The 23,423-nt window shown below is 47.8% G+C and carries 26 protein-coding genes and 2 tRNA genes; 16 read left to right on the forward strand and 12 right to left on the reverse strand.

Annotation, left to right across the window (positions count from 1 at the left end; translation table 11 throughout):
* From era to nagZ, 5 genes are read left to right on the forward strand one after another with little or no spacing between them, the layout of a single operon-like run.
* Complete coding sequence (gene era / locus QUE61_RS02625) at positions 1 to 963, forward strand: GTPase Era (protein WP_286307409.1); 963 nt, start codon at positions 1 to 3, stop codon at positions 961 to 963.
* Positions 964 to 1,698 (forward strand): DNA repair protein RecO, encoded by a 735-nt coding sequence (gene recO, locus QUE61_RS02630; RefSeq protein WP_286307411.1) that lies wholly within the window; start codon positions 964 to 966, stop codon positions 1,696 to 1,698.
* 26 nt (positions 1,699 to 1,724) lie between these two features.
* Positions 1,725 to 2,453 (forward strand): pyridoxine 5'-phosphate synthase, encoded by a 729-nt coding sequence (gene pdxJ, locus QUE61_RS02635; protein WP_286307412.1) that lies wholly within the window; start codon positions 1,725 to 1,727, stop codon positions 2,451 to 2,453.
* The gene (acpS, locus tag QUE61_RS02640; RefSeq protein WP_286307414.1) at positions 2,453 to 2,887 is read left to right on the forward strand and encodes a holo-ACP synthase; all 435 of its coding nucleotides are present in this window, start codon (positions 2,453 to 2,455) and stop codon (positions 2,885 to 2,887) included. Before pdxJ ends, acpS begins: the two co-directional genes overlap by 1 nt.
* A gap of 4 nt (positions 2,888 to 2,891) precedes the next feature.
* Positions 2,892 to 3,968 (forward strand): beta-N-acetylhexosaminidase, encoded by a 1,077-nt coding sequence (gene nagZ / locus QUE61_RS02645; protein ID WP_286307416.1) that lies wholly within the window; start codon positions 2,892 to 2,894, stop codon positions 3,966 to 3,968.
* Here nagZ and efp read toward each other — a convergent pair.
* Together efp and earP are read right to left on the reverse strand one after the other, a co-directional pair.
* Entirely contained in the window at positions 3,965 to 4,525 is a 561-nt protein-coding gene (efp, locus tag QUE61_RS02650; protein ID WP_286307417.1) for an elongation factor P, read from the reverse strand. The genes nagZ and efp overlap by 4 nt on opposite strands.
* A 79-nt stretch (positions 4,526 to 4,604) precedes the next feature.
* Complete coding sequence (gene earP / locus QUE61_RS02655) at positions 4,605 to 5,648, reverse strand: elongation factor P maturation arginine rhamnosyltransferase EarP (protein WP_286307419.1); 1,044 nt, start codon at positions 5,646 to 5,648, stop codon at positions 4,605 to 4,607.
* Here earP and uvrC point away from each other — a divergent pair.
* The 5 genes from uvrC to QUE61_RS02680 all read left to right on the forward strand — a co-directional run bounded on the left by uvrC (position 5,647) and on the right by QUE61_RS02680 (position 8,954).
* Positions 5,647 to 7,527 carry an excinuclease ABC subunit UvrC gene (uvrC, locus tag QUE61_RS02660; RefSeq protein WP_286307420.1) on the forward strand — a complete coding sequence of 627 codons (1,881 nt, stop codon included), beginning with the start codon at positions 5,647 to 5,649 and terminating at the stop codon, positions 7,525 to 7,527. The two genes, earP and uvrC, sit on opposite strands and share 2 nt — an antisense overlap.
* 30 nt (positions 7,528 to 7,557) lie before the next feature.
* Positions 7,558 to 8,127, forward strand: a complete 570-nt coding sequence (gene pgsA / locus QUE61_RS02665; protein WP_286307422.1) for a CDP-diacylglycerol--glycerol-3-phosphate 3-phosphatidyltransferase — start codon at positions 7,558 to 7,560, stop codon at positions 8,125 to 8,127.
* Positions 8,128 to 8,192: 65 nt separating this feature from the next.
* A tRNA-Gly gene (locus QUE61_RS02670) sits at positions 8,193 to 8,268 on the forward strand.
* A 72-nt stretch (positions 8,269 to 8,340) separates the two neighbouring features.
* Positions 8,341 to 8,414, forward strand: a tRNA-Cys gene (locus tag QUE61_RS02675).
* Positions 8,415 to 8,495: 81 nt separating this feature from the next.
* Entirely contained in the window at positions 8,496 to 8,954 is a 459-nt protein-coding gene (locus QUE61_RS02680; protein ID WP_286307424.1) for a hypothetical protein, read from the forward strand.
* Here the strand turns inward: QUE61_RS02680 and lexA are convergent.
* Positions 8,951 to 9,655: a transcriptional repressor LexA gene (gene lexA / locus QUE61_RS02685; protein ID WP_286307426.1), complete on the reverse strand. Its 705-nt coding sequence runs from the start codon at positions 9,653 to 9,655 to the stop codon at positions 8,951 to 8,953. The two genes, QUE61_RS02680 and lexA, sit on opposite strands and share 4 nt — an antisense overlap.
* Positions 9,656 to 9,719: 64 nt before the next feature.
* On the opposite strand from lexA, the gene QUE61_RS02690 reads away from it, so the two are divergent.
* The 6 genes from QUE61_RS02690 (at position 9,720) to dnaB (ending at position 13,756) form a co-directional block, all read left to right on the forward strand.
* Complete coding sequence (locus QUE61_RS02690; protein ID WP_286307428.1) at positions 9,720 to 10,706, forward strand: asparaginase; 987 nt, start codon at positions 9,720 to 9,722, stop codon at positions 10,704 to 10,706.
* Between the two features lie 102 nt (positions 10,707 to 10,808).
* Complete coding sequence (gene rpsF / locus QUE61_RS02695) at positions 10,809 to 11,180, forward strand: 30S ribosomal protein S6 (RefSeq protein WP_286307430.1); 372 nt, start codon at positions 10,809 to 10,811, stop codon at positions 11,178 to 11,180.
* Positions 11,181 to 11,225: 45 nt separating this feature from the next.
* A complete protein-coding gene (gene priB, locus QUE61_RS02700) occupies positions 11,226 to 11,531 on the forward strand; it encodes a primosomal replication protein N (RefSeq protein ID WP_286307432.1) in 306 nt (101 codons plus the stop codon).
* Positions 11,532 to 11,540: 9 nt separating this feature from the next.
* Positions 11,541 to 11,822: a 30S ribosomal protein S18 gene (gene rpsR / locus QUE61_RS02705; protein ID WP_108508018.1), complete on the forward strand. Its 282-nt coding sequence runs from the start codon at positions 11,541 to 11,543 to the stop codon at positions 11,820 to 11,822.
* 13 nt (positions 11,823 to 11,835) lie between these two features.
* Positions 11,836 to 12,288 (forward strand): 50S ribosomal protein L9, encoded by a 453-nt coding sequence (gene rplI, locus QUE61_RS02710; protein ID WP_286307434.1) that lies wholly within the window; start codon positions 11,836 to 11,838, stop codon positions 12,286 to 12,288.
* A gap of 22 nt (positions 12,289 to 12,310) precedes the next feature.
* Positions 12,311 to 13,756 carry a replicative DNA helicase gene (dnaB, locus tag QUE61_RS02715; protein WP_458574719.1) on the forward strand — a complete coding sequence of 482 codons (1,446 nt, stop codon included), beginning with the start codon at positions 12,311 to 12,313 and terminating at the stop codon, positions 13,754 to 13,756.
* On the opposite strand, the gene QUE61_RS02720 is transcribed toward dnaB, so the two are convergent.
* The 9 genes from QUE61_RS02720 to QUE61_RS02760 all read right to left on the reverse strand — a co-directional run bounded on the left by QUE61_RS02720 (position 13,753) and on the right by QUE61_RS02760 (position 23,419).
* Complete coding sequence (locus QUE61_RS02720; protein WP_286307435.1) at positions 13,753 to 14,286, reverse strand: C40 family peptidase; 534 nt, start codon at positions 14,284 to 14,286, stop codon at positions 13,753 to 13,755. The genes dnaB and QUE61_RS02720 overlap by 4 nt on opposite strands.
* Positions 14,267 to 15,931 carry a PhoH family protein gene (locus tag QUE61_RS02725; RefSeq protein WP_286307437.1) on the reverse strand — a complete coding sequence of 555 codons (1,665 nt, stop codon included), beginning with the start codon at positions 15,929 to 15,931 and terminating at the stop codon, positions 14,267 to 14,269. Before QUE61_RS02725 ends, QUE61_RS02720 begins: the two co-directional genes overlap by 20 nt.
* A gap of 220 nt (positions 15,932 to 16,151) precedes the next feature.
* Positions 16,152 to 16,619, reverse strand: coding sequence for a peroxiredoxin (locus tag QUE61_RS02730; RefSeq protein WP_286307439.1), 468 nt, complete (start codon positions 16,617 to 16,619; stop codon positions 16,152 to 16,154).
* 21 nt (positions 16,620 to 16,640) lie between these two features.
* On the reverse strand, positions 16,641 to 17,576 hold the full coding sequence (locus QUE61_RS02735) for a polysaccharide deacetylase family protein (RefSeq protein WP_286307441.1): 936 nt from the start codon (positions 17,574 to 17,576) through the stop codon (positions 16,641 to 16,643).
* Positions 17,577 to 17,587: 11 nt separating this feature from the next.
* Entirely contained in the window at positions 17,588 to 18,628 is a 1,041-nt protein-coding gene (locus QUE61_RS02740) for a bifunctional UDP-4-keto-pentose/UDP-xylose synthase (RefSeq protein WP_286307443.1), read from the reverse strand.
* A 46-nt stretch (positions 18,629 to 18,674) separates the two neighbouring features.
* Positions 18,675 to 19,568 carry a formyltransferase gene (locus tag QUE61_RS02745; protein WP_286307445.1) on the reverse strand — a complete coding sequence of 298 codons (894 nt, stop codon included), beginning with the start codon at positions 19,566 to 19,568 and terminating at the stop codon, positions 18,675 to 18,677.
* 3 nt (positions 19,569 to 19,571) lie between these two features.
* Positions 19,572 to 20,534, reverse strand: coding sequence for a glycosyltransferase (locus QUE61_RS02750; RefSeq protein WP_286307446.1), 963 nt, complete (start codon positions 20,532 to 20,534; stop codon positions 19,572 to 19,574).
* Positions 20,535 to 20,562: 28 nt separating this feature from the next.
* The gene (locus QUE61_RS02755) at positions 20,563 to 21,720 is read right to left on the reverse strand and encodes a DegT/DnrJ/EryC1/StrS family aminotransferase (RefSeq protein WP_286307448.1); all 1,158 of its coding nucleotides are present in this window, start codon (positions 21,718 to 21,720) and stop codon (positions 20,563 to 20,565) included.
* Positions 21,721 to 21,724: 4 nt separating this feature from the next.
* The gene (locus tag QUE61_RS02760) at positions 21,725 to 23,419 is read right to left on the reverse strand and encodes a glycosyltransferase family 39 protein (RefSeq protein WP_286307450.1); all 1,695 of its coding nucleotides are present in this window, start codon (positions 23,417 to 23,419) and stop codon (positions 21,725 to 21,727) included.
* Positions 23,420 to 23,423: the final 4 nt, after the last annotated feature.

The following is a 23,423-nucleotide window of genomic DNA, read 5'->3' on the forward strand; positions in this document are numbered from 1 at the left end:
ATGTTTAGGTGCGGCACGATCGCATTAGTGGGCAGGCCCAATATGGGTAAATCCACTCTATTAAATGCACTCGTAGGGCAAAAAATTAGCATCACATCGCGCAAAGCGCAAACGACCCGCTACCGAATTGCTGGGGTGCAGACGCGTGATCAGGCGCAGTTTATCTTCATCGATACTCCTGGCTTTCAGACGCGCGTCATGAATACCCTTAATCAGACTCTCAATCGAACGGTAACTAGTACCTTGCATGATGTTGATGTCATCTGTTTCATTGTGGAGGCGGGTTACTGGGGTGCCGATGATGTCAACGTTTTGCGATTATTACCAAATGACAAGCCGGTACTATTAGTTGCAAATAAGCTGGATTTATTTGCGTCGCGTTTTGATAATTCCGACGCTCGTGATCTGGAACTTTTTGAGTTCATGAAAAAAATGGCACAGCCATGGGGGGCAATTGCCGAGCAAACCAAGGGTTGCGAAGCGCAAACAATTGCAAGTCCTGAACAAACCTTTGCTGAAGTGATTCCAATGAGTGGTAAGAATAAGGATGATATTGAGCGCTTATTAGATGTGATTGCAGAGTACTTACCAGAGGGCGAGGCGCGATACGAGCCCGATACGCTGACGGATCGTAGCGAACGCTTTATGGCTGCTGAGATCTTGCGCGAGAAGGTGTTTCGTTATACCGGTGATGAGTTGCCGTACTCAAGCTCTGTGGTGATAGACCAGTTCAAGCTAGATGGCAAAATGCGACGTATTGCTGCAACCATTCTGGTAGATCGTGACAGTCATAAGGCAATGATCATTGGCCAGAAAGGTGAGCGGCTAAAGAAGATCTCGACCGAAGCTCGTTTAGACATGGAAGCATTGTTTGATAGCAAAGTTTTCTTAGAGACTTGGGTGAAGGTGAAGCGGGGATGGGCGGATGACCTTGCTGAACTACGTGCTCAGGGTTTGGAATAAATGGCAGGAACTCGTGTTCTGGATGAGCCGGGATTTGTACTGCACAGTATTCCCTATAAAGAGACAAGCTTAATTCTGGATGTATTTACCCGTTCGCACGGACGACTGGCATTAATCGCTAAAGGTGCGAAGCGCCCTCACTCGAGCTTACGACCAGTTCTGCAGCGCTTTCAGCCACTGCTCATCTCGTGGAGTGGTAAATCAGAGCTCAGAACCCTCACCAAATCAGAATGGGTCGGAGGTTCTCCAGCCTTAGTTGGAGACGCACTTTTATGTGGTTTCTATCTCAATGAGTTACTGGTGAAGTTTTTGGCTAGAGAAGATGCCTACGAGTCGCTCTACGACCATTACGCTGATACAGTTTATGCGCTCTCACAAATCGAGTCCGCCGGAACATCGATCGAGCAAACCTTAAGACCCTTTGAGCTGGCCCTTTTGCGAGAGACTGGATATGCTGCAGCTCTTGATCATTGTGTGGAGACCCGCTCGCAACCAATGGATGGCGAGCGATATGTCTATCAGCCCGAGAAGGGGATCCGTCCATGGCAACCCGATGACCCCAGTCATTGGCCGGTACTTGAGGGCTCGGCATTGCGAGCTATGGCGCAGGGAGACTTTTCGGGATCAGAGACCCTAAGCCAGAGCAAACAATTGATGCGTTTCCTCTTGGGCATTCATCTGCAAGATCAGACTTTGACCACTCGTCAGATCTTGATCGATCTAAAAAAGATCTAAACGGAACGAAGGCTTTAATATTAGCTATGGCCCCACTAGAGCTTGGAATTAATATCGATCACGTTGCAACCCTGCGTAATGCTCGGGGGACATCCTATCCCGATCCACTCATGGCGGCACAAATTGCCGAAGCAGCAGGCGCTGATTTGATCACCTTACATTTACGTGAGGATCGGCGTCATATCAAAGATGCCGATTTATTTGCGCTTCGACCCTTGATTCGAACCCGTATGAACTTGGAATGTGCAATTACAGCGGAGATGCTGGGCATTGCGATTCAGGTTAAGCCGCAGGATGTGTGCTTGGTCCCTGAGAAGCGGACCGAAATTACTACTGAAGGCGGGCTCGATGTGATCACTCATCGGGATCAAGTGCACTCTGCCATCAAGCAACTGCAGGCTTCTGGTATTAGGGTCTCACTCTTTATTGATCCAGACCCTCGCCAAATTGATGTCGCTAAGGAGCTTGGAGCACATGTAATTGAGTTACACACTGGAGCCTATGCAGATGCTCAAATAGAGCATCAATCATTCGAGCTGCAGCGAATTACAGAGGCTGCACGCTATGCAAAGAGTTTAGGTTTTCGAGTCAATGCCGGGCATGGTTTAAATGAGCAAAATGTTCAGCCCATCGCCAAAATCCCTGAAATTAGCGAACTAAATATTGGGCATGCGATCATTGCAGAGGCTATTTTTAAGGGTCTTCCCAATACGATTCGGGATATGCGCAGACTCATGAATGAGGCGCGTTCGTAATGATTGTCGGGATCGGCACTGATCTCTTACAGATGGGTCGACTGCAGTCGGCTTATGAGCGCACCCAAGGTCGCTTAGCCAAGCGGGTTTTGGGTGATGAGGAGTATCAGGTGTTTCAACAGCGACTTAGCCGTAATCACAAGCGGGGAATGGCCTACTTGGCTACCCGTTTTGCTGCTAAGGAGGCGTTTTCAAAAGCGATTGGCTTGGGTATGCATATGCCGATGAGTTGGCGGTCTTTGCAAACACTCAATGAGCCTAGTGGCAAGCCTTATACAAAATATTCAGGGGCTCTGTTGCAGTTCATGGAAGATAAACAATGGCATGCACATGTGACAGTGACTGACGAGCAAGAAATGGTGATGGCGTTTGTGGTCGTGAGTTATGGCACACCGATTGTCACTACCTTTGATCCACAAAACTATTTAGGTTGAGACCGTGGCAACTCAAAAAAAATCGACTCATAACCCAGGCCCCGTTATTTTGGATGTTGAGGGGCTTACCTTAAACCAACACGATATCCGACGCATTAAAAATCCCTTGACGGGGGGCGTAATTTTATTTGGGCGGAACTTTCAATCTCGCAAACAAGTCACCGCTCTCACTAAATCAATCAAGCAAGTCCGCTCTGATATTCTGATTTGCATTGATCATGAGGGCGGACGAGTACAACGCTGTAAGACTGATGGGTTTATGCATCTTCCCGCCATGCACCGCCTGGGTGATCTATGGATGCAAACTGGCACCGGGGCAAGCTCTGCTATTACTGCGATGAAAGCTGCAACCGCATGTGGTTATGTGCTTGCAGCTGAACTAAGGGCGTGTGGAGTTGACTTTAGTTTCACGCCCGTTTTGGACTTAGATTTTGGTCGCAGTGGGGTGATCGGCGATCGCTCATTTCATCGCAATCCAGAAATTGTGTATGTTTTAGCAAAGAGCTTGAATGAGGGACTCCGTTTGGGTGATATGGCCAATTGCGGTAAGCACTTTCCAGGGCATGGATGGGCTGAGGCAGACTCCCATATTGCGATTCCCAAAGACGAACGCTCACTGAATTCTATTGAGAGTGATGATATGAAGCCTTATGAGTGGCTTGATATCAGTCTTGCCTCAGTGATGCCTGCTCACGTGATTTATCCAAAGGTGGATGCATTACCCGCCGGCTTTTCCAGAATTTGGTTGCAAACCATCTTGCGTAAAAAGCTAAAGTTTGGTGGTGTAATTTTTAGTGACGACCTCTCGATGGAGGGAGCCAGTGTCGCTGGTGATGTGGTGCAGGGGGCTCAATTAGCACTTAAGGCAGGATGTGACGCGGTACTGATTTGTAATCGACCCGATCTTGCTGATCGCTTACTCAAGGAACTAAGCGTTGCGCCAAAGAAATTCACGGAGTCTGCAACGCGACTCAAGAAATTATTTCCGAAGGGTGAATCCCAGTCCTGGGATGAATTGCAGAAAGACGCTGAGTATCTGCATGCCAAGGATTTATTAAAAACCCTTGGCCTTACTCATTAGTTAGCGCGACTACGATATTCGCCGGTACGGGTATCGATTTCAATCTTGTCGCCGGTGCTGCAGAACAAGGGAACTTGAATCTCAAAGCCGGTTGCAATTTTGGCGCTTTTAAGAACCTTACCGGAGCTGGTGTCACCTTTTACAGCTGGCTCAGTATAGGTAATCTCACGCACAACCGAGGTAGGTAATTCAACAGAAATCGCGCGACCGTCATAGAACACTACCTCAACCGCCATGCCTTCCTCGAGATAATTGAGGGAATCGCCCATATTATCTTTCTCGACCTCATATTGGTTGTAGTCGCCGTCCATAAAGGTGTACATCGGGTCTGCAAAATAGGAGTAGGTGCATTCCTTCTTCTCAAGAATCACAACATCGAATTTATCGTCCGCTTTGTAAACACCCTCATTTGGAGCCGCTGTTAATAGGTTCTTGTACTTCATTTTGACTACAGCCGAGTTACGGCCGGAGCGGCTGTATTCGTGTTTCTGGACCACCATAGGGTCACCGTTAATCATGACAACATTACCCACACGGAGTTCTTGAGCGATTTTCATAATAATTCCTGATGTTTACAGATATTGGGCCCTAATGGGGCCGATTGATTCAAACCCAACATTTTAACTGGTTAATGATTTAACTGACAAACCGAACTAATCTGCCCGCCAGGCCGCCATCAGATTGGCGATTAATCAAAGTTTTTTGCCAGTGTTGGGCGTGTTCTGACCACATCGCTAGCTGGTCCCACCAGTCTTGAGCCTTCTGCCAAGCCATCGCATCTGTAATGAGGTCTTGCAGTTGTGGATCGACACCCTCAAGGTACAGATCTAAAAATGCCTTGAGCTTCGTAAGATGGGCGCCGTCGTCTTGGGGATAGATATTCCAAATAAAGGGCTTACCTGCTAACTGCACTCGAATAAACGAATCTTCCCCGCGCACAATGTTGAAATCACAGTGTGCCAAGAGCCAGTCGTAATCATCTTGGGGAATAAATGGCATCGAGATCAGATTTAAATTTGGCCAATGGTGCTGCTGCAGATTGAGCAGTTGCGCGTTACCAAATGCTAAAAAAATATCAAATGGCTCTTGCAGTTGATTGAGGTTCGCAAGCCATTCTTTAATTGGCGCTCCAGGATACGAAAAAATACTCATTTTTTTTGAATGGGGGCGAGACTGACTCCAGATTTTCTTTAGGCTTTTGGGGCAGTCTTCTTGATCATTTTTTGGAATGGGATCAAGTAATAAGCCTCCGGTATTGGTTTGAAATCCCGGAAAGAAGAAATACTTTTGTAAACCATGCGTATTAGGGGATGGTTTGCCATGAAAGTCCGCAACCCATGGCTCTGCACTTAAATACTCGAGATGAATCAGAATCGGCTTTTGGGGGGCGACCAAAATACTATTGAGATAGCGGGTGGGTAGCTCACATGAAAATGCTTGGATTACAACATCGGGAAGCTCTGGCGGATGCCGGGCATTTTGATAACTGGCTTCCCAAGGGAGAACCTCAATACCCTTAAGATGGGATTGCTCCATCATGATGAGTTGCAGGGTATACAAATCATCGCAAAATAGGCGTATATTTTGATCGTATTGAGTTGCCAGTGACCGTGCTAGACGCCAGCAAATACCCGCATCGCCATAGTTATCGATAATTTGGCAGAAAATATCCCAACGCATGACTAATTTACTTCCTGAATCCTTACGAATTGATTTAAAGGGACTTCCTGGACTACCAGGCGTCTACCGTTTTTTTGATGAGTCAGGTCATATCTTATATGTTGGCAAAGCTAAGGATCTTAAAAGGCGAGTCTCGAGCTATTTTCAGAAAAATAACCATTCCCCCCGAATTGAGCGAATGGTCAAGCGCATTATCCGTTTCGAAATTACGATTACTCGCACCGAAACTGAGGCGTTGATTCTTGAAAATAATCTGATTAAAGAATACAGCCCACCCTTCAATATTCTTTTTAGAGATGACAAATCCTATCCCTATCTAATGCTCACAGGGCATGATTATCCTCGTTTAGCCTCCTATCGCGGCAAGATTGATCGACGCAATCGTTACTTTGGACCCTTCCCGAACTCCTGGGCGGTTCGCAATAGTGTGCAAATTTTGCAAAAAGTGTTTCGCTTGCGAACTTGTGAGGATACGATTTTTCGTAATCGAAGTCGCCCCTGTCTCTTGCATCAAATTCATCGCTGTAGTGCACCATGCGTTGGTAAGTTGACCAAGGAGCAATATTCTCAAGATGTTGGTCAAGCCCTGCGATTCTTGGAAGGTAACCACCAAGTTGTTTTGGCTGAACTAGAGCGTGAGATGGAAGACTACAGTACAGCTATGGAGTTTGAGATGGCTGCTGTGATTCGTGATCGTATTGCTGACTTGTCCAATGTTCTTCAGCAGCAGTCGATGGATGTAGCGGCCGAAGGGGAGGGCGACGTTGATATTTTGGCAGCCGCCGAAATCGATGGCCAAATTTGTGTCAATTTAGCGATGGTTCGTGGCGGCCGTCACTTGGGAGATCGTGCCTATTTTTCCAAGGGCGTTAAGGCATCCGAAGATGAGTCAATTGACCTGCAAATCATTCTTGAAACGTTTATTCAGCAACACTATTTATCGACTGACTCATCTTCTGAGCTGGCGGTGATGACACCTCCTGTAATGATTACGAACGTTGCATTAAAGGGCGAACGTGCTGCAGTGATCTGCCAAGCGCTGGTGGAACGCTCCACACGAACTATTTCGTTTTTATATCAACCACAGGGTCAGCGCAAGCATTGGTTAGCGATGGCCGAGGGGAATGCCAAGATTGCCTTGCTGCGTCGCATCGCAGAAGCGGGTGGGCAGCTTGCTCGGGTTCGAGCACTCACAGATGCCCTTGGTATTGATTTGGAGCAACTTGATCAATTACGCATTGAGTGCTTCGATATTAGCCACACATCCGGTGAAGCCACTCAAGCATCCTGCGTAGTCTTTGCTAAAAATGAACTCCAACCCAGTGAGTATCGACGCTTTAACATTACCGGTATTACAGCCGGAGATGATTACGCAGCGATGCAGCAAGTATTGCAACGCCGCTATGCAAATTTTCAGGAAATCCCAGCCGATAAAGTGCCACAACTCGTTCTCATTGATGGCGGTAAGGGTCAGGTAGAAGTAGCCAGGAAGGTCTTTAGTGAGCTCGGTATTGATATTGGCCTAATTGTTGGTGTTGCCAAAGGCGAGGACCGTAAGGTTGGTCTAGAAACCCTGATCTTTGCTGATGAGCGGGAGCCCATCCGATTGGGTTCGGATAGCCAGGCGCTCATGTTGATTGCACAGATTCGGGATGAGGCGCATCGTTTTGCAATTACAGGGATGCGCGCCAAGCGTGCTAAGTCAAGGACTGTTTCTAGACTTGAAGAGATGGAGGGTATCGGGGCCAAGCGTCGTCAAAAATTATTGGCACGCTTTGGTGGACTCCGGGGAGTTACAAATGCAACGGTTGAGGAGTTAGCGAGCGTGGAGGGAATTTCTCAAACTCTCGCGGAGCAGATATACCGTCAGCTTCATTAATCGATCAATTAAATCGTTTATTCTCCAAAAATGCCATTTAATTTGCCCATCGCTTTAACCTGGCTTCGTGTAGCGGCTATTCCATTATTGGTAGGAATTTTCTATTTACCCAACGATTGGTTATCGCTCACTGAGAAAAATATCTTTTCAACAGGCCTTTTTGTATTTGCCGCAATTACGGATTGGTTAGATGGATTCTTGGCAAGACGGATGAACCAAGAATCGGCCTTTGGTCAGTTTTTAGATCCTGTAGCCGATAAATTAATTGTGGCTGCTGCTTTGCTGGTATTGCTTAATTTGGATCGGGTGCAGGCCTGGGTCGCACTGGTCATTATTGGGCGTGAGATCACGATTTCTGCGCTACGTGAGTGGATGGCGCAAGTTGGTGCCTCGCGGAGCGTTGCTGTCCATATGGTCGGTAAATTAAAAACGACTGCCCAGTTAATTGCGATCCCCTTTTTGCTATTCAATGGGCAAATTTTGGGTATCCATAGCTCTCTTTTGGGAACTTGGCTGATTTGGATTGCAGCTTTTTTGACGCTCTGGTCCATGTTTTACTACCTACAAAAGGCGTTACCGCAATTAACCAATAAGCCGTAATACCGGGAAATTTTGCCAATTAGGCCCCCATTCCCGAATCTTTGCTAAACTGTCGATCCTGTAATGCGGGAATAGCTCAGTTGGTAGAGCGCAACCTTGCCAAGGTTGAGGTCGCGAGTTCGAGCCTCGTTTCCCGCTCCATTCATTGATGGGAAGCCCCAAAAGCTTCCCATTTTGTTTGAGTTGAAGTTTGGTGCATTCCAAACTAACAAGGGCGCGTTGGCCGAGTGGTTAGGCAGGAGCCTGCAAAGCTTCGTACGGGGGTTCGATTCCCTCACGCGCCTCCACCCATTATTGTTGACGAATTAACCCTCCGCCCTAAAATAGGAACAACTGCTACTTTTTATCCATTAGCCTTGGAACAAACCATGAATCGATTAATGACTAAAACACATTTTGTTGCTCTTGCCGCTGCTGCAATGTTGGGTGCATGTGCCACTGGCGATAGCCCCACTGGAACTCAGGAAGAAATCAATCAAATTCAGTCGCAGTTGCTGGGCGATATGCCCTTGCCAGCTGGAGCCAAAATTATTGGGTCTGATTCATTAATTATTGGCCGTGGTGACGGCTGGGTGGGCCGTGTCAATATCAGTGCTTTACAAGGTGCAACGGATGTATACGCGTTCTTTCAATCCGAGTATCCCAAAGCGGGGTGGACCACAGTTACTGCCACGAAATCAAAAACCAGTTTCTTGGTGTTTACAAAGGGTGAACGTACCTGTGCGGTTGAAATCAATGAGGGATCGCTGACTGGTCCTAAATCGATTATCACAATTACTTCTTCGCCTAAAAATGCGAATGTGATTGCGCCAACCCGAAAACCTTAAAGACCGTTTGCTCGGATTAGCCCAACTGCTTGTCCTTCGAGGGCGAAGTTGGAATCTGCGCGAACGATGATGTTCTCAAAGTCAGGATTCTCAGCTTGAAGCTCGAGGTAGGAGCCATTAGCCCCCTTCTTTTGTTGAAAGCGCTTCACGGTGACTTCATCATCAATGCGAGCAACCACGATGTCACCATTGCGCGCGTCGACAGTCTTTTTAACGGCTAAATAATCACCATCGAGAATACCTGCATCACGCATGCTCATCCCTTTGACGCGCAGTAGGTAATCCGCTCCCTTACTAAACAGGCTGGGGTCAACTGGAATATGTTTCTCAATGTGCTCGATTGCGGTAATGGGTGAGCCTGCAGCGACCCGACCAATCAATGGCAGGGTAAGTTGTTGCAAACTACCCGATGGTAAATTCAATTGACGAAAATTTTTACCTTGCGAAAGCGGTTGCATATTTGTAACTCGAATGCCTCGTGAGGTTCCAGGACTTAATTCGATATAGCCCTTTTTGGCCAGAGCACGCAAATGCTCCTCGGCAGCGTTGGCGGATGCAAAACCAAGTCGGTTTGCAATTTCAGCGCGGGTTGGAGGAAGTCCGCTTTCTTCGATGGCCAAGGTAATGAGCCCCAAAATCTCTTCCTGCCGGGCAGTTAGTTTTGGTAGAGATGAGCTATCAATTACTGTATTTATGTTCATACTGGGATTGTATACAGTAAAAAATGGCATTTCAAGAACTTTTGCTTGGTTGGATAATTCCAAGATGTCAAATTTCTCTATTCCTTTACACATTTTGGTGATCGGCACCGGCGGTACGATCGCTGGCCTAAAGACCGTTTCAGGCAGGGGGTATCAAGCTGGTCAAGTGCCGATTTCAACCCTTTTGACCCAGATTAATAGCAAATTTCCCCTAAAAAACATGCAGTTATCAAATATTGATAGCTGTGATTTGAGTGAGCCCCTTCTAAGCGAATTAGGCATCCAGGTTCGCACGGGACTAGCAGACCCCGATGTAATAGGGATCGTAATTACCCATGGCACCGATACGATGGAAGAAACGGCTACTTTCTTGGAGTTTGTTTGCGGTGGATCTGCCAGAAATTTCGGCAAGAAGGTCGTTTTAACTGGAGCGATGCTCCCTTCTGATCATCGCGAGGCCGATGGCCCGCAGAATTTATCCAATGCAATTGAATTTGCTGGGAAAAGGGATGGTCAAAGTGGAATTTGGGCTGTGATGGGCTCTGAGCCAATACCGGGCCTTGCTTTGGTCAAGGGACATAGCTCTCAGACGAACGCCTTTTTTGGGGAAGCGCTGCCTAATGATTGGGTTCAAGTTAGCAATGACTTACCAATACCACTAGACAATCAATGGCCCTGGGTTGAAATTATTACAAGTCACGTAGGCGCCAGACCAGAAACCATTACCTTTTTAAAGAATCATGGGGTTCAGGGCATTGTTCTAGCAGGCACTGGTGCTGGTACCGTGCATGAGAACCTTGCGCCCGCTCTGGAGCAGTTTATGAAGGCTGGTGGAGCCGTGGTGCGTGCCTCCCGAATCGGTAGGGGCTATATTGGTGGAAGTCTTGCCAATGGCCGATTAGCAAAGGCATTGAGCGCGGGTTATTTAAATCCTGCAAAAGCCCGTATTGCTTTGCAGCTAGCCTTATTCGCTAGCACCCAATCAGGTGCTAATCCATTGAGTTGGCAGGATTATTTTGCTAGAATAGTGGGCTTGCCGGAATTTCGGTAAGTAATTTAAACAATTTGTTCCACCCTTGCTGCACTGGTGCTTGATTCTTGACAGCGGAATTAAGCAAGACGCCTAGGCAGTTTTATCCATAAGGAGTGATTAATGCGTCATTATGAAATCGTTTTTATCGTCCATCCGGACCAAAGCGAGCAGGTTCCAGCGATGATTGATCGCTACAAGTCGATCCTAACCACCCATGGTGGCAAAGTGCATCGCATCGAAGATTGGGGCCGTCGTCAGATGGCTTACATGATCGACAAGCTTGCTAAAGCGCACTACGTTTGTATGAATATTGAATGCGATCAAAAAACGCTTGAAGAACTCGAGCATGCATTTAAGTTCAATGATGCGGTGTTGCGTCATCTCATTGTCAAGATGAAGAAGGCTGAGACTGAGCCATCCATCATGATGAAAGAGGTGCAGCGCGAGGAAGCTCGTAAGCTTGCCCAAGCTGACGCACCGGCAGCAGTCTAATTATTGTTGAAAAGGAGACTTTGATTCGTAAAAGTCGGTCTGATTGTGAAGCGTAGTTCAAACCTTCTCATCCTGACTGCTTCTCTGATCGCAAAAGACGCCATTCGATATACCCCAGCAGGTTTGCCAGTCATTCATTGTCAGTTACATCATGACGGTGAGTTAAGTGAAGCAAAGCAAATTCGGCAAGTTCGGATGAATGTTGAGGCAGTAGCGGTTGGTGATGTTCATCGAGAGTTACTAACGATGGATTTGGGAGCAGTGGCAGTTTTTGAAGGGTTCTTAACGCAAAAGACTTTACGAAATGAGCGCCTCGTTTTTCATATTACGAAGATCACATTGAATGAATAGGAAACCATTATGGCTTTTGGAAAAATGAACAAAAAGACAGACTTCAAAAAGAAGCCTGCACAAAACCCACTTTTTAAACGGAAGCGTTATTGCCGCTTTACGGTTGGTGGCGTTGAGCAAATTGACTACAAGGATGTCGATACGCTCAAAGATTTTATTGGCGAGAACGCCAAGATTACCCCAGCTCGTTTAACGGGTACCAAGGCGTTGTATCAGCGTCAGTTGGATACCGCGATTAAACGCGCTCGCTTTTTGGCATTACTGCCATTCTCAGATCAACATAAGAAATAATTAGGAGCCCACGATGCAAGTTATTCTGCTTGAGAAGGTAACCAATTTGGGCAACCTTGGTGATGTCGTTCGAGTCAAAGATGGTTTTGCTCGCAACTTTTTAATTCCTCAGCGTAAAGCGCGTCGTGCAACCGAGGCAGCCATTGCTGACTTTGCTGCTCGTCGTGCCGAGCTTGAGAAGATTGCTGCTGAGAAGCTCGCAGCTGCGCAAGCGGTTGGTGAGAAGCTTAAAGGTTTAGTGTTGGAGATTAGTCAAAAGGCCGGCGTTGATGGTCGTTTATTTGGCTCGGTCACCAACCACGATATCGCTGAAGCCTTGGCTAAAAAGAGTTTTCAAATTGAAAAAGCGGCAGTTCGGATGCCAACCGGCCCATTGAAAGTGGTCGGCGACCACCCAGTGGCTGTTGCTGTTCATACAGACGTTGTGGTTGATATTAATATTCGTGTGATCGGTGAGCAGGCCTAGTTGACTTCGGTACACTAGTTCCATGGCTGAACCTCGCAACCGTCCCGTAGCAATGAACCCAGGCATGCCTGGGCCTGGCGATGCGGTTGTGCAGGCTCTCAAAGTCCCACCCCATTCCGTCGAGGCTGAGCAATCGGTTCTCGGCGGTTTGCTTTTGGATAACACTGCATGGGATCGTTTAGGCGGCATCCTCTCTGAGCGGGATTTCTATCGTAGCGAGCATGCCCTGATTTATCGGGTCATCGAGCGTTTAATCGGCGATAACCGACCGGCCGATGTGATCACTGTGTTTGAGGCGATCAAGAATGAGCCCGAGGCGGATCTCATCGGTATCGATTATTTAAATTCTTTAGCGCAAAACACCCCAAGTGCAGCCAATATCAAAGGCTATGCAGAAATCATTCGGGATCGCAGTATCCTGCGGCGCTTGATTGAGGTCTCAGACAGTATTGTCAATACAGCATTTATGCCCGAGGGCCGCTCGGTTCGCACTTTGCTGGATGAGGCAGAATCCCGCATTTTGCAAATTGGTGAAGAGGGTAGTCGCAAAGCCGATTACCTGGAAATCGAACCCCTCTTGAAAGCAGTGGTTGCGCGCATTGATGAACTGTATAACCGCGATGGTGGCAGCGACATTACTGGAATCGCAACTGGTTTTATTGATCTCGATAAACAAACCAGTGGTTTGCAAAAAGGCGATCTGGTCATTGTGGCTGGCAGACCCTCGATGGGTAAGACCGCGTTAGCCCTAAACTTTGCTGAGAATGTGGCTTTACATGAAGGTCTTCCAGTGGTTGTGTTTTCGATGGAGATGTCCGGAGCCCAACTAGCAACTCGTTTACTTGGATCCGTCGGTCGAGTTGACCAAAGTCGGATGCGGACTGGTAAATTAAACGATGATGAATGGCCACGTGTCACTGATGCGATTGCGCGTCTGAGTAATACCCAAATCCTCATTGATGAGACCGGTTCCTTAACCTGCCTTGAGTTACGTGCGCGGGCACGCCGCATCGCACGTAATTATGGCGGCACCTTAGGAATGGTTGTGGTCGATTACCTACAATTAATGAGTGGAAGTTCGGGCGGTAGTGGAGAAAACAGAGCCACTGAAATTTCTGAGATCTCACGTTCTTTAAAGTCGCTGGCCAAAGAGTTGCAGTGCCCAGTGGTGGCTTTATCTCAGCTCAATCGTGGTCTTGAGCAACGTCCTAATAAACGACCTGTCATGTCGGATCTGCGAGAGTCTGGAGCCATTGAGCAAGACGCTGATTTAATCCTGTTTATTTATCGTGATGAGGTATATCACCCTGACACCACAACCGATAAAGGTGTTGCCGAGGTCATTATTGGCAAGCAACGTAATGGTCCAATTGGTACGGTTCGCCTGAGTTGGCAAGGGCAGTTCACCAAGTTCGATAATTTGGCCCCCAATACGCCTTCGTATGGCGGCGGCTTTAGCCCCTTTTAATTACTTGTAATTCGGCGGGCTTCGGTATAACGCGCTGCCCAGTACGGCGAATCAATCCGTTCAAGGCGGACCGTTCCTCCTGCGCTGGGAGCGTGCACAAAACGACCTTGGCCGACATAAATTCCAGCGTGAGAGTGGCGCTCACCAGTGGTATTAAAGAACACTAAGTCACCGGGCGCAGGAGCCTGTTGCCCAATACCTTTGCCAACATTACTCATTTGCTGAATCGTTCTTGGTAGCTTGATGCCCGAACTATTTTGATACACATAAACGATTAATCCACTGCAATCAAAACCGCCGGCTGGGGTATTGCCGCCATAGCGATAAGGCACTCCTACTAAACCCATTGCAGCGATCGAAATACCCTCATTACCGGCGCTTGTATCGTTTTTAAAGTGGGCAATACGCGGGTTACTGACAACCCCCCCAGATTTATGCGTTGGGGTGGTGGAGCAAGCACTGAGTGTTAATACACTCAGTGCAACCACTACTGTAACTAGTAAATTGGTATTACAGTGCTTCAGCTGCATGATCGGCTAGTCGCGAACGTTCGCCACGAGCCAAAGTGATATGACCGCTGTGACGCCAACCTTTAAAACGATCGACCACATAGGTAAGGCCGGATGAGCCCTCGGTAAGATAAGGAGTATCAATTTGGGCAATGTTCCCAAGGCAAACAATTTTGGTTCCAGGGCCAGCTCGTGTAACAAGCGTTTTCATCTGTTTAGGTGTTAAGTTCTGCGCTTCATCAATAATCAGAAATTTACTCACAAATGTACGACCTCGCATGAAGTTCATGCTTTTAACCTTAATCCGAGAACGGATCAGTTCTTGTGTGGCAGCGCGACCCCATTCTCCTGCAGTGTCGTCACTACGATGTAATACTTCTAAGTTGTCGTCAAAGGCACCCATCCAGGGCTGCATTTTTTCTTCTTCGGTGCCTGGTAAAAATCCAATATCTTCACCGACTGGAACGGTTGCTCGAGTAATGATGATCTCGTTGTAGCGTTTACTATCCAATACTTGCTCAAGACCAGCTGCAAGGGCAAGTAAGGTTTTGCCGGTACCAGCTTGACCGAGCAGGGTTACAAAATCAATATCTGGATTCATGAGGAGATTCATGGCAAAGTTTTGCTCGCGATTACGCGCGGTGATACTCCACACATTATTTTTCTGATGGGAGTAATCCTTCAGAGTTTGAAGCAAAGCGGTCTTACCATTGATTTCTCGAACCAGGGCATAAAAGGGTGTCGTGCCGTCCGGATTTTCTTGATAAACAAATTGATTGATGAGCATGCTGGGCACCAGTGGGCCAGTAACCCGGTAAAACATGGTGCCGCTCTTGCCGTCCGCCCAGCTTTCCATAGCTTTGCCATGCTTAGGCCAAAAGTCACTCGGTAGTGCCATCACACCCGAGTACATTAAATCCCGATCTTCTAAAACCTGGTCATTAAAGTAATCCTCGGCCGGAAGACCCAGAGCTCTCGCCTTGATCCGCATATTGATATCTTTGGATACCAAAACCACTTCTTGCTGAGGTTTGGCTTTTTGCAGATCACGCACTACCCCTAAAATGAGGTTATCGCCTTTACCCTCGGGCAGCCCTTCGGGAAGAGGCGAGGTGGAAAACTGGGTCTGGAAAAATAATCGTCCGGTTGCGTCTTGGTTACCCAATTTGTTGAGCGGAATTCCTTCATCAAGCTGACCGCTGGTACCGGCAATGAGCTGATCAAGCGAGCGACTCACCATGCGAGCATTACGTGCAACCTCACTCATTCCCTTTTTATGGTTGTCGAGTTCCTCAAGGGTTGTCATGGGCAGATACAAATCGTGCTCCTCAAACCGAAAGAGTGAGGAGGGATCATGCATTAATACATTGGTATCTAAGACAAATAGACTTGGTGGACCTGTGCGCACCGTGCGCTTTGGCCGCTCTGGCTTGGAGTCCAATTGCTTTTCAAGGTATTGGGCTGGAGCAATGGTCTTAATCTGTTCCAATGCTGCCTCGGCGGCTGACAGATCATCGTCCATATCAATATTTGGTTCTACCTCTTCGGCCCAGCTTGGCGCCTGTACCTTTTTTACCTTCTTGGGAGGATTTTTGAGATCCGGCGTTTTCTGACGACTTAAATTGACTTGATCGGCAATTTGGGTGGGCAGTGGAGGTAATGGCATGCGAGAACTTCTCCTAAATGAAAAAACCGCCTACTAAGAGCGAAAGGCGGTTTTGAGGGGTGACGCAGTGGGCGGGGTAATATGCACGATTTACAAGGGGGCCGGTGTCCCATCGTGGTCTAGATAGACCCCGGTAAGGGTTTAATGGCATCCATCGCTTACGGTGCATATAGCCATACTGTAACCCAAATTGATGTCTTTGCAAGTACCGTATAAATCCCTAGGACATAGCCTTGGCGGCAGCGAGCACTTCGGCCACATGGCCTGCAACCTTAATACCGCGCCACTCCTTTTGGAGAAGGCCTTTGCTGTCAAACAGGAAGGTGCTACGGTCAACACCACGAACTTGTTTGCCGTACATATTTTTCATTTTGATGACATTAAAGATCGTGCATAGTTTTTCTTCGGTATCGGCAACCAATTCAAAGGGTAGCCCTAATTTTTGGCGAAAGTTCTCATGTGAACGCAAATTATCCCGGGACACCCCAACCACCAAAGCATTGGCTTGATTAAATGCATCAATATGATCCCGAAATTCTCCTGCCTCCACCGTGCATCCTGGTGTTGAATCTTTAGGATAAAAATAGAGCACTAGTTTTTTGCCTTGGTATGCTTTTGGCGAAAAGGTGAGGTTAGATGTTGCCGGGATCTCACACATTGGCATCGTCTGCCCAATCTTAATCGTCATCGTCATTCCCCTCGTCAATGGTTATGTGAAATTAGTTGCATGGCGCATTTGGATCATCAGTTCACCGCTGCGATTGGCAATACTGCCATACTGAAATGGCTCAGTGGCTATTTTATCGAGTTGCCCAGTCGCCAGCCAAGATTTGTGTAATTGGCCCATCGTAACCAGATCGTGACCTTGCGCCATCCACCCTTGGAGCAATGCCTTAAAGGCGGGCAACAACTTTTGTCCTTCTAGCTCGGCATGCAGGGTAAAGACTTGATCATTCGGATTGCTTTGAGTGAGCCCAAGAATTGTCTGGGCCGCCCCAAAGGCATCCCTTCCATCCACACCAATGAGCTCATCAAAGGTTGGAAGTGTGGTGGGGTATTGAACATGCTTACTTCGCTGATGATTAAATTGAATGCGGTAAGGCGCGAGATTTGGGGCGGAGCGCCCATCAGAGGCATATTGCATTCCCCAATCGTCGAGTTGTATCAGAGCAGCTTCATTCATTTGCCAGCCTGCAGCCCCGTGGGTTAACGGAGGGTGTTTGAAGATTTCGCAAAAACGATCATAGGCTTTTTGCATTTGGAGTCGAGTCCAAGCGGCATCACGTTGATAAACATGATCTTGCCAATAGACATGATCCCAGGTATGGATCCCGGTTTCATGACCAGCCTCATCAACAGCGCGCATTTCATGCGCAGCAGTTTTACCAATGTCAGGTGCCGGAAGAAGAACCCCGTATAAAAGCGTTTTGATGCCATAGTGCTCCACCACCGAGGTGCGCGATACTTTTTTCAGAAAACCCGGCCGAAAAATTCGTTTTAATGCCCAACCGGTATGGTCTGGCCCAAGACTAAATAAGAAAGTGGCTTGAACGCCGAGCTCTGCAAAAAGCCTGGCTAGATTTGGAGTTCCAACTTGGGTTCCGAGTAAGGTATCAACATCAACCTTCAGAGCAATTTTTGCCATGGGACTCAGCGCTATTCAACCAGATGCCGCGCTTTATCCACATCATGGCGATAGGCTTCAAATATCTTACTTAGTGCATCGTTCATCGCAATAGTGGGTTTCCAACCAAGTTCAGCCATCGTATTTTCGATGGCAGGAACTCGATTTTGAACATCTTGATATCCAGCACCATAGTAGTTTTTGGAGGTTGTTTCTACCAATTGGACTCGATCAGCTGTGACCGCATACTCTGGGATTTGCTTGGCAATCGCAAGCATCATGGTAGCCAACTCTTTGACCGAGTAATTATTTTTAGGGTTACCCACGTTATAAATCTTGCCATTGGCAATATCACCTTCATTGGTGATGATGCGCATTAAGGCATCAATGCCATCGTCAATGTACGTAAAAGCTCGCTTTTGCGAGCCCCCATCGACAAGATTAATCGGCTCACCACGCACAATATGGCCCAGGAACTGGGTGACCACTCGCGAAGAACCCTCCTTGGGCGTGTAGATACTATCTAAACCAGGGCCAATCCAGTTAAATGGTCTAAATAAAGTAAAGCGCAAGCCTTCCATGCCATAGCCCCAGATGACTCGATCCATTAATTGCTTGGCGCAGGCATAAATCCAGCGCGGTTTATTGATGGGGCCATAAACCAAATTGGATGAGGCTGGATTAAATTCAGCATCTGAGCACATGCCGTAGACCTCGGAGGTTGAAGGGAAGACCAGGTGCTTGCCATACTTCACTGCCGAGCGCACGATGGGAAGATTGGCTTCAAAGTCAAGCTCAAAAACGCGCAGGGGTTGTTGTACATAGGTTGCTGGTGTGGCGATTGCAACGAGCGGTAGGATCACATCGCACTTACGAACGTGATACTCCACCCATTCACGATTAATGGTGATATCGCCCTCAAAGAAATGCATGCGAGGGTGGTTGAGAAGATCGCCAATTCGGTCGTTTTGCATATCCATGCCGTAGACTTCCCACGACGTGGTCTCCAATATGCGCTTTGAGAGGTGATGGCCAATAAAACCATTCACACCCAAAATCAAAATCTTTTTCATAACACCATTCCTTTGATGAACTTCAAAAGCCAACGACTGACTACTCTTATGCTAAAAATAGCTCAAGAACCTTGCCATCGCCGCACAGGCCAAAGTAACGATTATCGACGAGATGCATCCCCAACCCGGATTTTGTGAGGAATGCTGCGATTGAGGGGGGTAGGTCTGCCCCAAGGTCCAGTGGAAGCGAGCTTTTGGTAAGAATCACTTTTCCCCCGCTCAATTCGGTAAAGGCGCCAGGGTAGGGCGGCGCCACCGCTCGAATCAAGTTGTAAATCGACATGGCTGACTTGGTCCAATCGATGCGACCATCCTCGGGTTTGCGACCCCCAAAATAAGAACCTTCTGCCAATCGATTGGCTTGGCGAGGAAGGTCTCCTTGCATGAGCTGGGGTAGCACATTCTCTATCACCTGTTTTGCGGCTTGACTAACCTTATCAAATACCTCTTTACCCGTTTCATGAATTTCAATGGGAACAGCCACCTGCCCGACAATATCTCCAGCGTCGGGTTTTGCTTCCATGATGTGTAGGGTTGCACCCGTTTCAGTCTCGCCATGCAATACCGCCCAGTTCACAGGTGCGCGGCCGCGGTACTTCGGTAAGAGTGAGCCATGCATATTGAGAGCTGAAATGCTTGCAGTCTCAAGTAACTCGGTGGGCAACATGAAGCGGTAATAAAAAGAAAAGAGATAATCGGGTGCAATCGCCTTCATCTCGGGCAGCAACGTTAATAATTCACTCTGTTGCACGATTCGACATGGCAGCCCCCGCTGTTCACAGAGTTTTTGAACGCTGTTAAACCAAATCGTCTCGTTGGGGTCATTGGCATGGGTGATGACTAAATCAATTTGCATGCCCGCATCAATTAAAGCCTGTAAACAAACAACGCCGACGTCGTGGTAGGCAAAAACAACTGCGCGCTTTGGTGTTTGATTCAAGATCTACGATTTAGATTGCTCTAAGACGGCGCTGACCATGTAGCGGGGCCGTTGACGAACCTGTTGGTAAATCCGGCCGATGTATTCCCCCAAAAGGCCAAGGCCAAATAGCATGACACCAATTAAAAAGAAGGTGAGTGCGAAGAGTGTGAACACACCCTCAACTTCAGCGCCTAGTACAAAGCGACGAATTAAAAGGAGAAGGAACAGCGAGCCTGCTGCTCCGGCTAATAGCATGCCGAGGATCGAAAAGAGTTGCAGTGGCATCACTGAGAAGCCAGTGACCAAATCAAAATTAAGTCGAATCAATTGATATAGGCTGTATTTCGATTCTCCAGCAAACCGTTCCTCATGTTTGACAGTAATTTCAATTGGATTGTTAGCAAAGGTGTACGCTAGTGCTGGAATGAAGGTATTTGCCTCCTCACACTGCCGCACTAAATCAATGATGCGACGATGGTAGCCACGCATCATGCAGCCTTGATCGGTCATGGTGATGCGAGTGAGCTTATCGCGTAATCGATTCATGGCGCGCGAGGCCGTCTTTCGGAACCAGGAGTCTTGGCGGTTTTCTCGAATCGTGCCAACATAGTCATGACCTTCCTCGAGCTGACGCACAATTTTCCCAATCTCTTCGGGAGGATTTTGTAGATCCGCATCTAAGGTAATGACGTATTCACCACGCGCATATTCAAAACCGGCCATGATTGCCATGTGTTGGCCAAAGTTATTTGCAAATAAAACCACGCGTGTTACATCAGGCCGCTTTTCATACTGCATGGCGAGCATGGCAGCAGACCGATCTTTACTGCCATCGTTGATAAACACGAGTTCATAGCTCAGCGAATACTGACTCGCAACCTGGTCAAGCGCAGGGTATAGGCGATCAAATAGACCCTGTAACCCCTCTTCCTCGTTATAAACCGGGATCACGACACTTAAGCGTGGATGAGCAAAGCTGTTCATGACACCATTTTGCCTGATCTAGAGGCGTTTACGCTAAAACCTCTTGTAGTGCCTTGACCACACGATCAACGTCGGCATTGGTCATGGTGGGAAAAAGCGGCAGAGTTAAGATGGATTGACCAATCGCATTGGCAACCGGAGTTGCTTGCACAGAGTATCCGCGCTCGCGATATAGTGCAAAGCCGGTAATGATTGGGTAATGCACCCCAGTACCAATGCCACGTTCTTTTAAGGCAAGCATGATTTGGCTGCGTGATTGACCTAAGCGCTCTAAGGGCAATACGACCTGGAACATATGCCAATTACTATTTACAAAATCGGCGACCGGTAGGCCTAAACCTATCTTGCTCAAACCTGATTGTTCGAAGCGATCAAAATAATGACGTGCGAGGGCGACACGTTGGGCTTGAAAACGATCCAATTGCTTTAATTGATGAAGGCCAATAACGGCATTGACATCCGTTAAGTTGTCCTTGCCACCTAAAACATCGACTTCCATGCCATCCGCCCCATGACGCACCAATCCTTGCAGACGTAGTTTTTCAGCGAGACTCACTTGATCTCCGCCAAAGCGATCGGTATTGAAGACTAGACAACCACCTTCAATAGTCGTCAAATTTTTATTCGCCTGGAAACTAAAACTCACTAAATCATGCCGGCCTTTAGCACCAATGCGCAATCCCTTCCAAGAAGATCCGAGCGCTTGAGCAGCGTCCTCGATCACACGTAATTGATGATTCTCTGCAATCGTATACAGGGCATCAATATCAAGAGGCAAGCCAGCCAAATATACCGGCATGATGGCTTTGGTCTTGGCGTTAATGGCAGAGCGGACTTGATTAAGATCTAAATTACGGGTCTTTGGATCAATATCAACAAAAACAGGCTTTGCGCCTACAGCTAAGATCACATTGGAGGTTGCTACCCATGAAATTGGAGTCGTGATCACCTCGTCGCCTGCACCAATCCCAGCAACTTGAAGGGCGATTTTCATGGTGGCTGTGCCGTTCGCAAAGCAACGAACAGTCGCGCCCCCTAAATAGTCACTCAAGGCAGCTTCAAACTCTAAAACCTTTGGGCCGGACGTAATCCAGCCAGAGCGCAAAACGTCTGCCACCGCTGTAATAGTGGCTTCATCTATCGTCGGCTTCGTAAAGGGGATGAATGGCTGACTCATTTGCTCCATCTGCCTATTGTCGCAAAGGCTCTTGTGGATGTCGAACCATAACACGTCGACTATCGCGACCTAATTCCTCCATGGGAAGCCCGCGGGCTTTGAGTTCCTCATACTGGCCTGGGCTCATGAGTGCAAAGGCGTTGGGATCTTGATTCCAGGTTGAGATGAAGTCCGAAAGAGTTGGTACCCATTTCTCAGGTTCTTGCTTGGCTCCAAAGGTTAGTTCATCGGTAAACTCGACCATAATGGTATTGCGTTCAAGATAAAACGGAACAGTGTGATCCAACAAACGAACCGAATAAATTTTGGCATCGCTTGGGATTTGTGATTTAACCTTTTGTGCTAGGTCATACCCAGACACTGCGCGACCTAGAGTTTCATGCCCCGTTCCAGCAATGGTGGCGGTTAAGAAAAAGCCAAAAGCAAATAGGGCAATACTAAGTAGCGCATTGCGCTTCGCAAGGAGGCTTGCTGCCAAACTAAATGCCAATAAGCAGGACAGGGCGATGATAATCCAGAGGGTGTAAGCCTGATATGCATCCACTTCATCGGGCTGACCATTGCGTCCGACTTCGGACAAAAAGAAGAAACCGGTGATCGCGAGTAATGCAAAAAATAAGGTTTGCAATCGCCACCCAGTGGAAAGATGCGCATGCGACTCTAAGTAATCGGCGATTGACTTAGCCGCCAAAATGGCTAAGGCTGGAAAAACCGGCATGATGTAGCCTGGTAATTTTGAGCGGGAGATGCTAAAGAAAATCAGGATGACTGCAAACCATGCCCAAAGCATCCATGGCGCCGAGAATGAACCCATCCGGTACTTCCTGAGAGTTTGCCATGCAGACGTAAAGAACTGGGGCATCCACGGCAAAAAGCCAATTGCCACTAATGGCAGGAAAAAATAAGCTGGTGCCGTGCGCCCATGAGCTGTTGCTGTAAAGCGCTCGAAATGTTCGTAAATAAAAAAGAAGTGAGCAAACTCTGGATTTTGAATCGATACAGCAATAAACCAGGGAGCAGTGACGATTAAAAAAATTACGAGTCCGCTAACAATATGCAAGCGAGCCAGAATTTTCCAGTCAAAGCGCGTCACGATATAGGCAAATAGCACCATTCCTGGAATCACAATGCCGATCAGTCCTTTTGATAGGGTGGCAAGACCCATTGCCAACCAGCAGACCCACATCCAATAGCGACCCGATTGTGGGCGATGCTGTTCATAGGCATGTTGAGCCAGTAGAAGTGAGCACAGAGCTAAATTTAGAAAAGCCGATAGGCCCATATCGAGCGCATTGAAATGCCCGCCTACGACCCACATGGGACTCGATAACAAAATGAGTACCGCTAAATATCCGGTAACCCGCCCAAATAATTTGGCCGCAGTAAATCCAACCAACAAAATGGTGAGATAACCAGTCAGCCCGCTCCAAAAGCGTGCTTGCCATTCCCCTAGTCCAAAAAGTTGAAACGTTATCGCCGAGGCCCAAATATGCAATGGCGGCTTCTCAAAATATTTATAGTCGTTATAACGGGGTGTGATGTAATCCCCGCTCACCATCATCTCGCGGGCCATTTGCGCGTAGCGACCTTCGTCCGTCGGAATTAGATGCCGATAATCCAGGGTGGCAAACCATAAGAAGCTCGCAAGGACGAAGACAATCAACAATGCAACTGCATTGAGCGGTGTGAGTTGGCGCTCAGCAAGCATCTAA

This window comes from Polynucleobacter sp. HIN5, from assembly GCF_030297555.1.
GTDB lineage: Bacteria > Pseudomonadota > Gammaproteobacteria > Burkholderiales > Burkholderiaceae > Polynucleobacter.

What these genes read in the sequence shown, in the direction of transcription:
- era (WP_286307409.1), top strand. Translation starts at nt 1, where the DNA reads ATGTTTAGGTGCGGCACGATCGCATTAGTGGGCAGGCCCAATATGGGT.
- recO (WP_286307411.1), top strand. Translation starts at nt 964, where the DNA reads ATGGCAGGAACTCGTGTTCTGGATGAGCCGGGATTTGTACTGCACAGT.
- pdxJ (WP_286307412.1), top strand. Translation starts at nt 1,725, where the DNA reads ATGGCCCCACTAGAGCTTGGAATTAATATCGATCACGTTGCAACCCTG.
- acpS (WP_286307414.1), top strand. Translation starts at nt 2,453, where the DNA reads ATGATTGTCGGGATCGGCACTGATCTCTTACAGATGGGTCGACTGCAG.
- efp (WP_286307417.1), bottom strand. Translation starts at nt 4,525, where the DNA reads ATGAAAATCGCTCAAGAACTCCGTGTGGGTAATGTTGTCATGATTAAC.
- uvrC (WP_286307420.1), top strand. Translation starts at nt 5,647, where the DNA reads ATGACTAATTTACTTCCTGAATCCTTACGAATTGATTTAAAGGGACTT.
- earP (WP_286307419.1), bottom strand. Translation starts at nt 5,648, where the DNA reads ATGCGTTGGGATATTTTCTGCCAAATTATCGATAACTATGGCGATGCG.
- pgsA (WP_286307422.1), top strand. Translation starts at nt 7,558, where the DNA reads ATGCCATTTAATTTGCCCATCGCTTTAACCTGGCTTCGTGTAGCGGCT.
- QUE61_RS02680 (WP_286307424.1), top strand. Translation starts at nt 8,496, where the DNA reads ATGAATCGATTAATGACTAAAACACATTTTGTTGCTCTTGCCGCTGCT.
- lexA (WP_286307426.1), bottom strand. Translation starts at nt 9,655, where the DNA reads ATGAACATAAATACAGTAATTGATAGCTCATCTCTACCAAAACTAACT.
- QUE61_RS02690 (WP_286307428.1), top strand. Translation starts at nt 9,720, where the DNA reads ATGTCAAATTTCTCTATTCCTTTACACATTTTGGTGATCGGCACCGGC.
- rpsF (WP_286307430.1), top strand. Translation starts at nt 10,809, where the DNA reads ATGCGTCATTATGAAATCGTTTTTATCGTCCATCCGGACCAAAGCGAG.
- rpsR (WP_108508018.1), top strand. Translation starts at nt 11,541, where the DNA reads ATGGCTTTTGGAAAAATGAACAAAAAGACAGACTTCAAAAAGAAGCCT.
- rplI (WP_286307434.1), top strand. Translation starts at nt 11,836, where the DNA reads ATGCAAGTTATTCTGCTTGAGAAGGTAACCAATTTGGGCAACCTTGGT.
- dnaB (WP_458574719.1), top strand. Translation starts at nt 12,311, where the DNA reads ATGGCTGAACCTCGCAACCGTCCCGTAGCAATGAACCCAGGCATGCCT.
- QUE61_RS02720 (WP_286307435.1), bottom strand. Translation starts at nt 14,286, where the DNA reads ATGCAGCTGAAGCACTGTAATACCAATTTACTAGTTACAGTAGTGGTT.
- QUE61_RS02725 (WP_286307437.1), bottom strand. Translation starts at nt 15,931, where the DNA reads ATGCCATTACCTCCACTGCCCACCCAAATTGCCGATCAAGTCAATTTA.
- QUE61_RS02730 (WP_286307439.1), bottom strand. Translation starts at nt 16,619, where the DNA reads ATGACGATTAAGATTGGGCAGACGATGCCAATGTGTGAGATCCCGGCA.
- QUE61_RS02735 (WP_286307441.1), bottom strand. Translation starts at nt 17,576, where the DNA reads ATGGCAAAAATTGCTCTGAAGGTTGATGTTGATACCTTACTCGGAACC.
- QUE61_RS02740 (WP_286307443.1), bottom strand. Translation starts at nt 18,628, where the DNA reads ATGAAAAAGATTTTGATTTTGGGTGTGAATGGTTTTATTGGCCATCAC.
- QUE61_RS02750 (WP_286307446.1), bottom strand. Translation starts at nt 20,534, where the DNA reads ATGAACAGCTTTGCTCATCCACGCTTAAGTGTCGTGATCCCGGTTTAT.
- QUE61_RS02755 (WP_286307448.1), bottom strand. Translation starts at nt 21,720, where the DNA reads ATGGAGCAAATGAGTCAGCCATTCATCCCCTTTACGAAGCCGACGATA.
- QUE61_RS02760 (WP_286307450.1), bottom strand. Translation starts at nt 23,419, where the DNA reads ATGCTTGCTGAGCGCCAACTCACACCGCTCAATGCAGTTGCATTGTTG.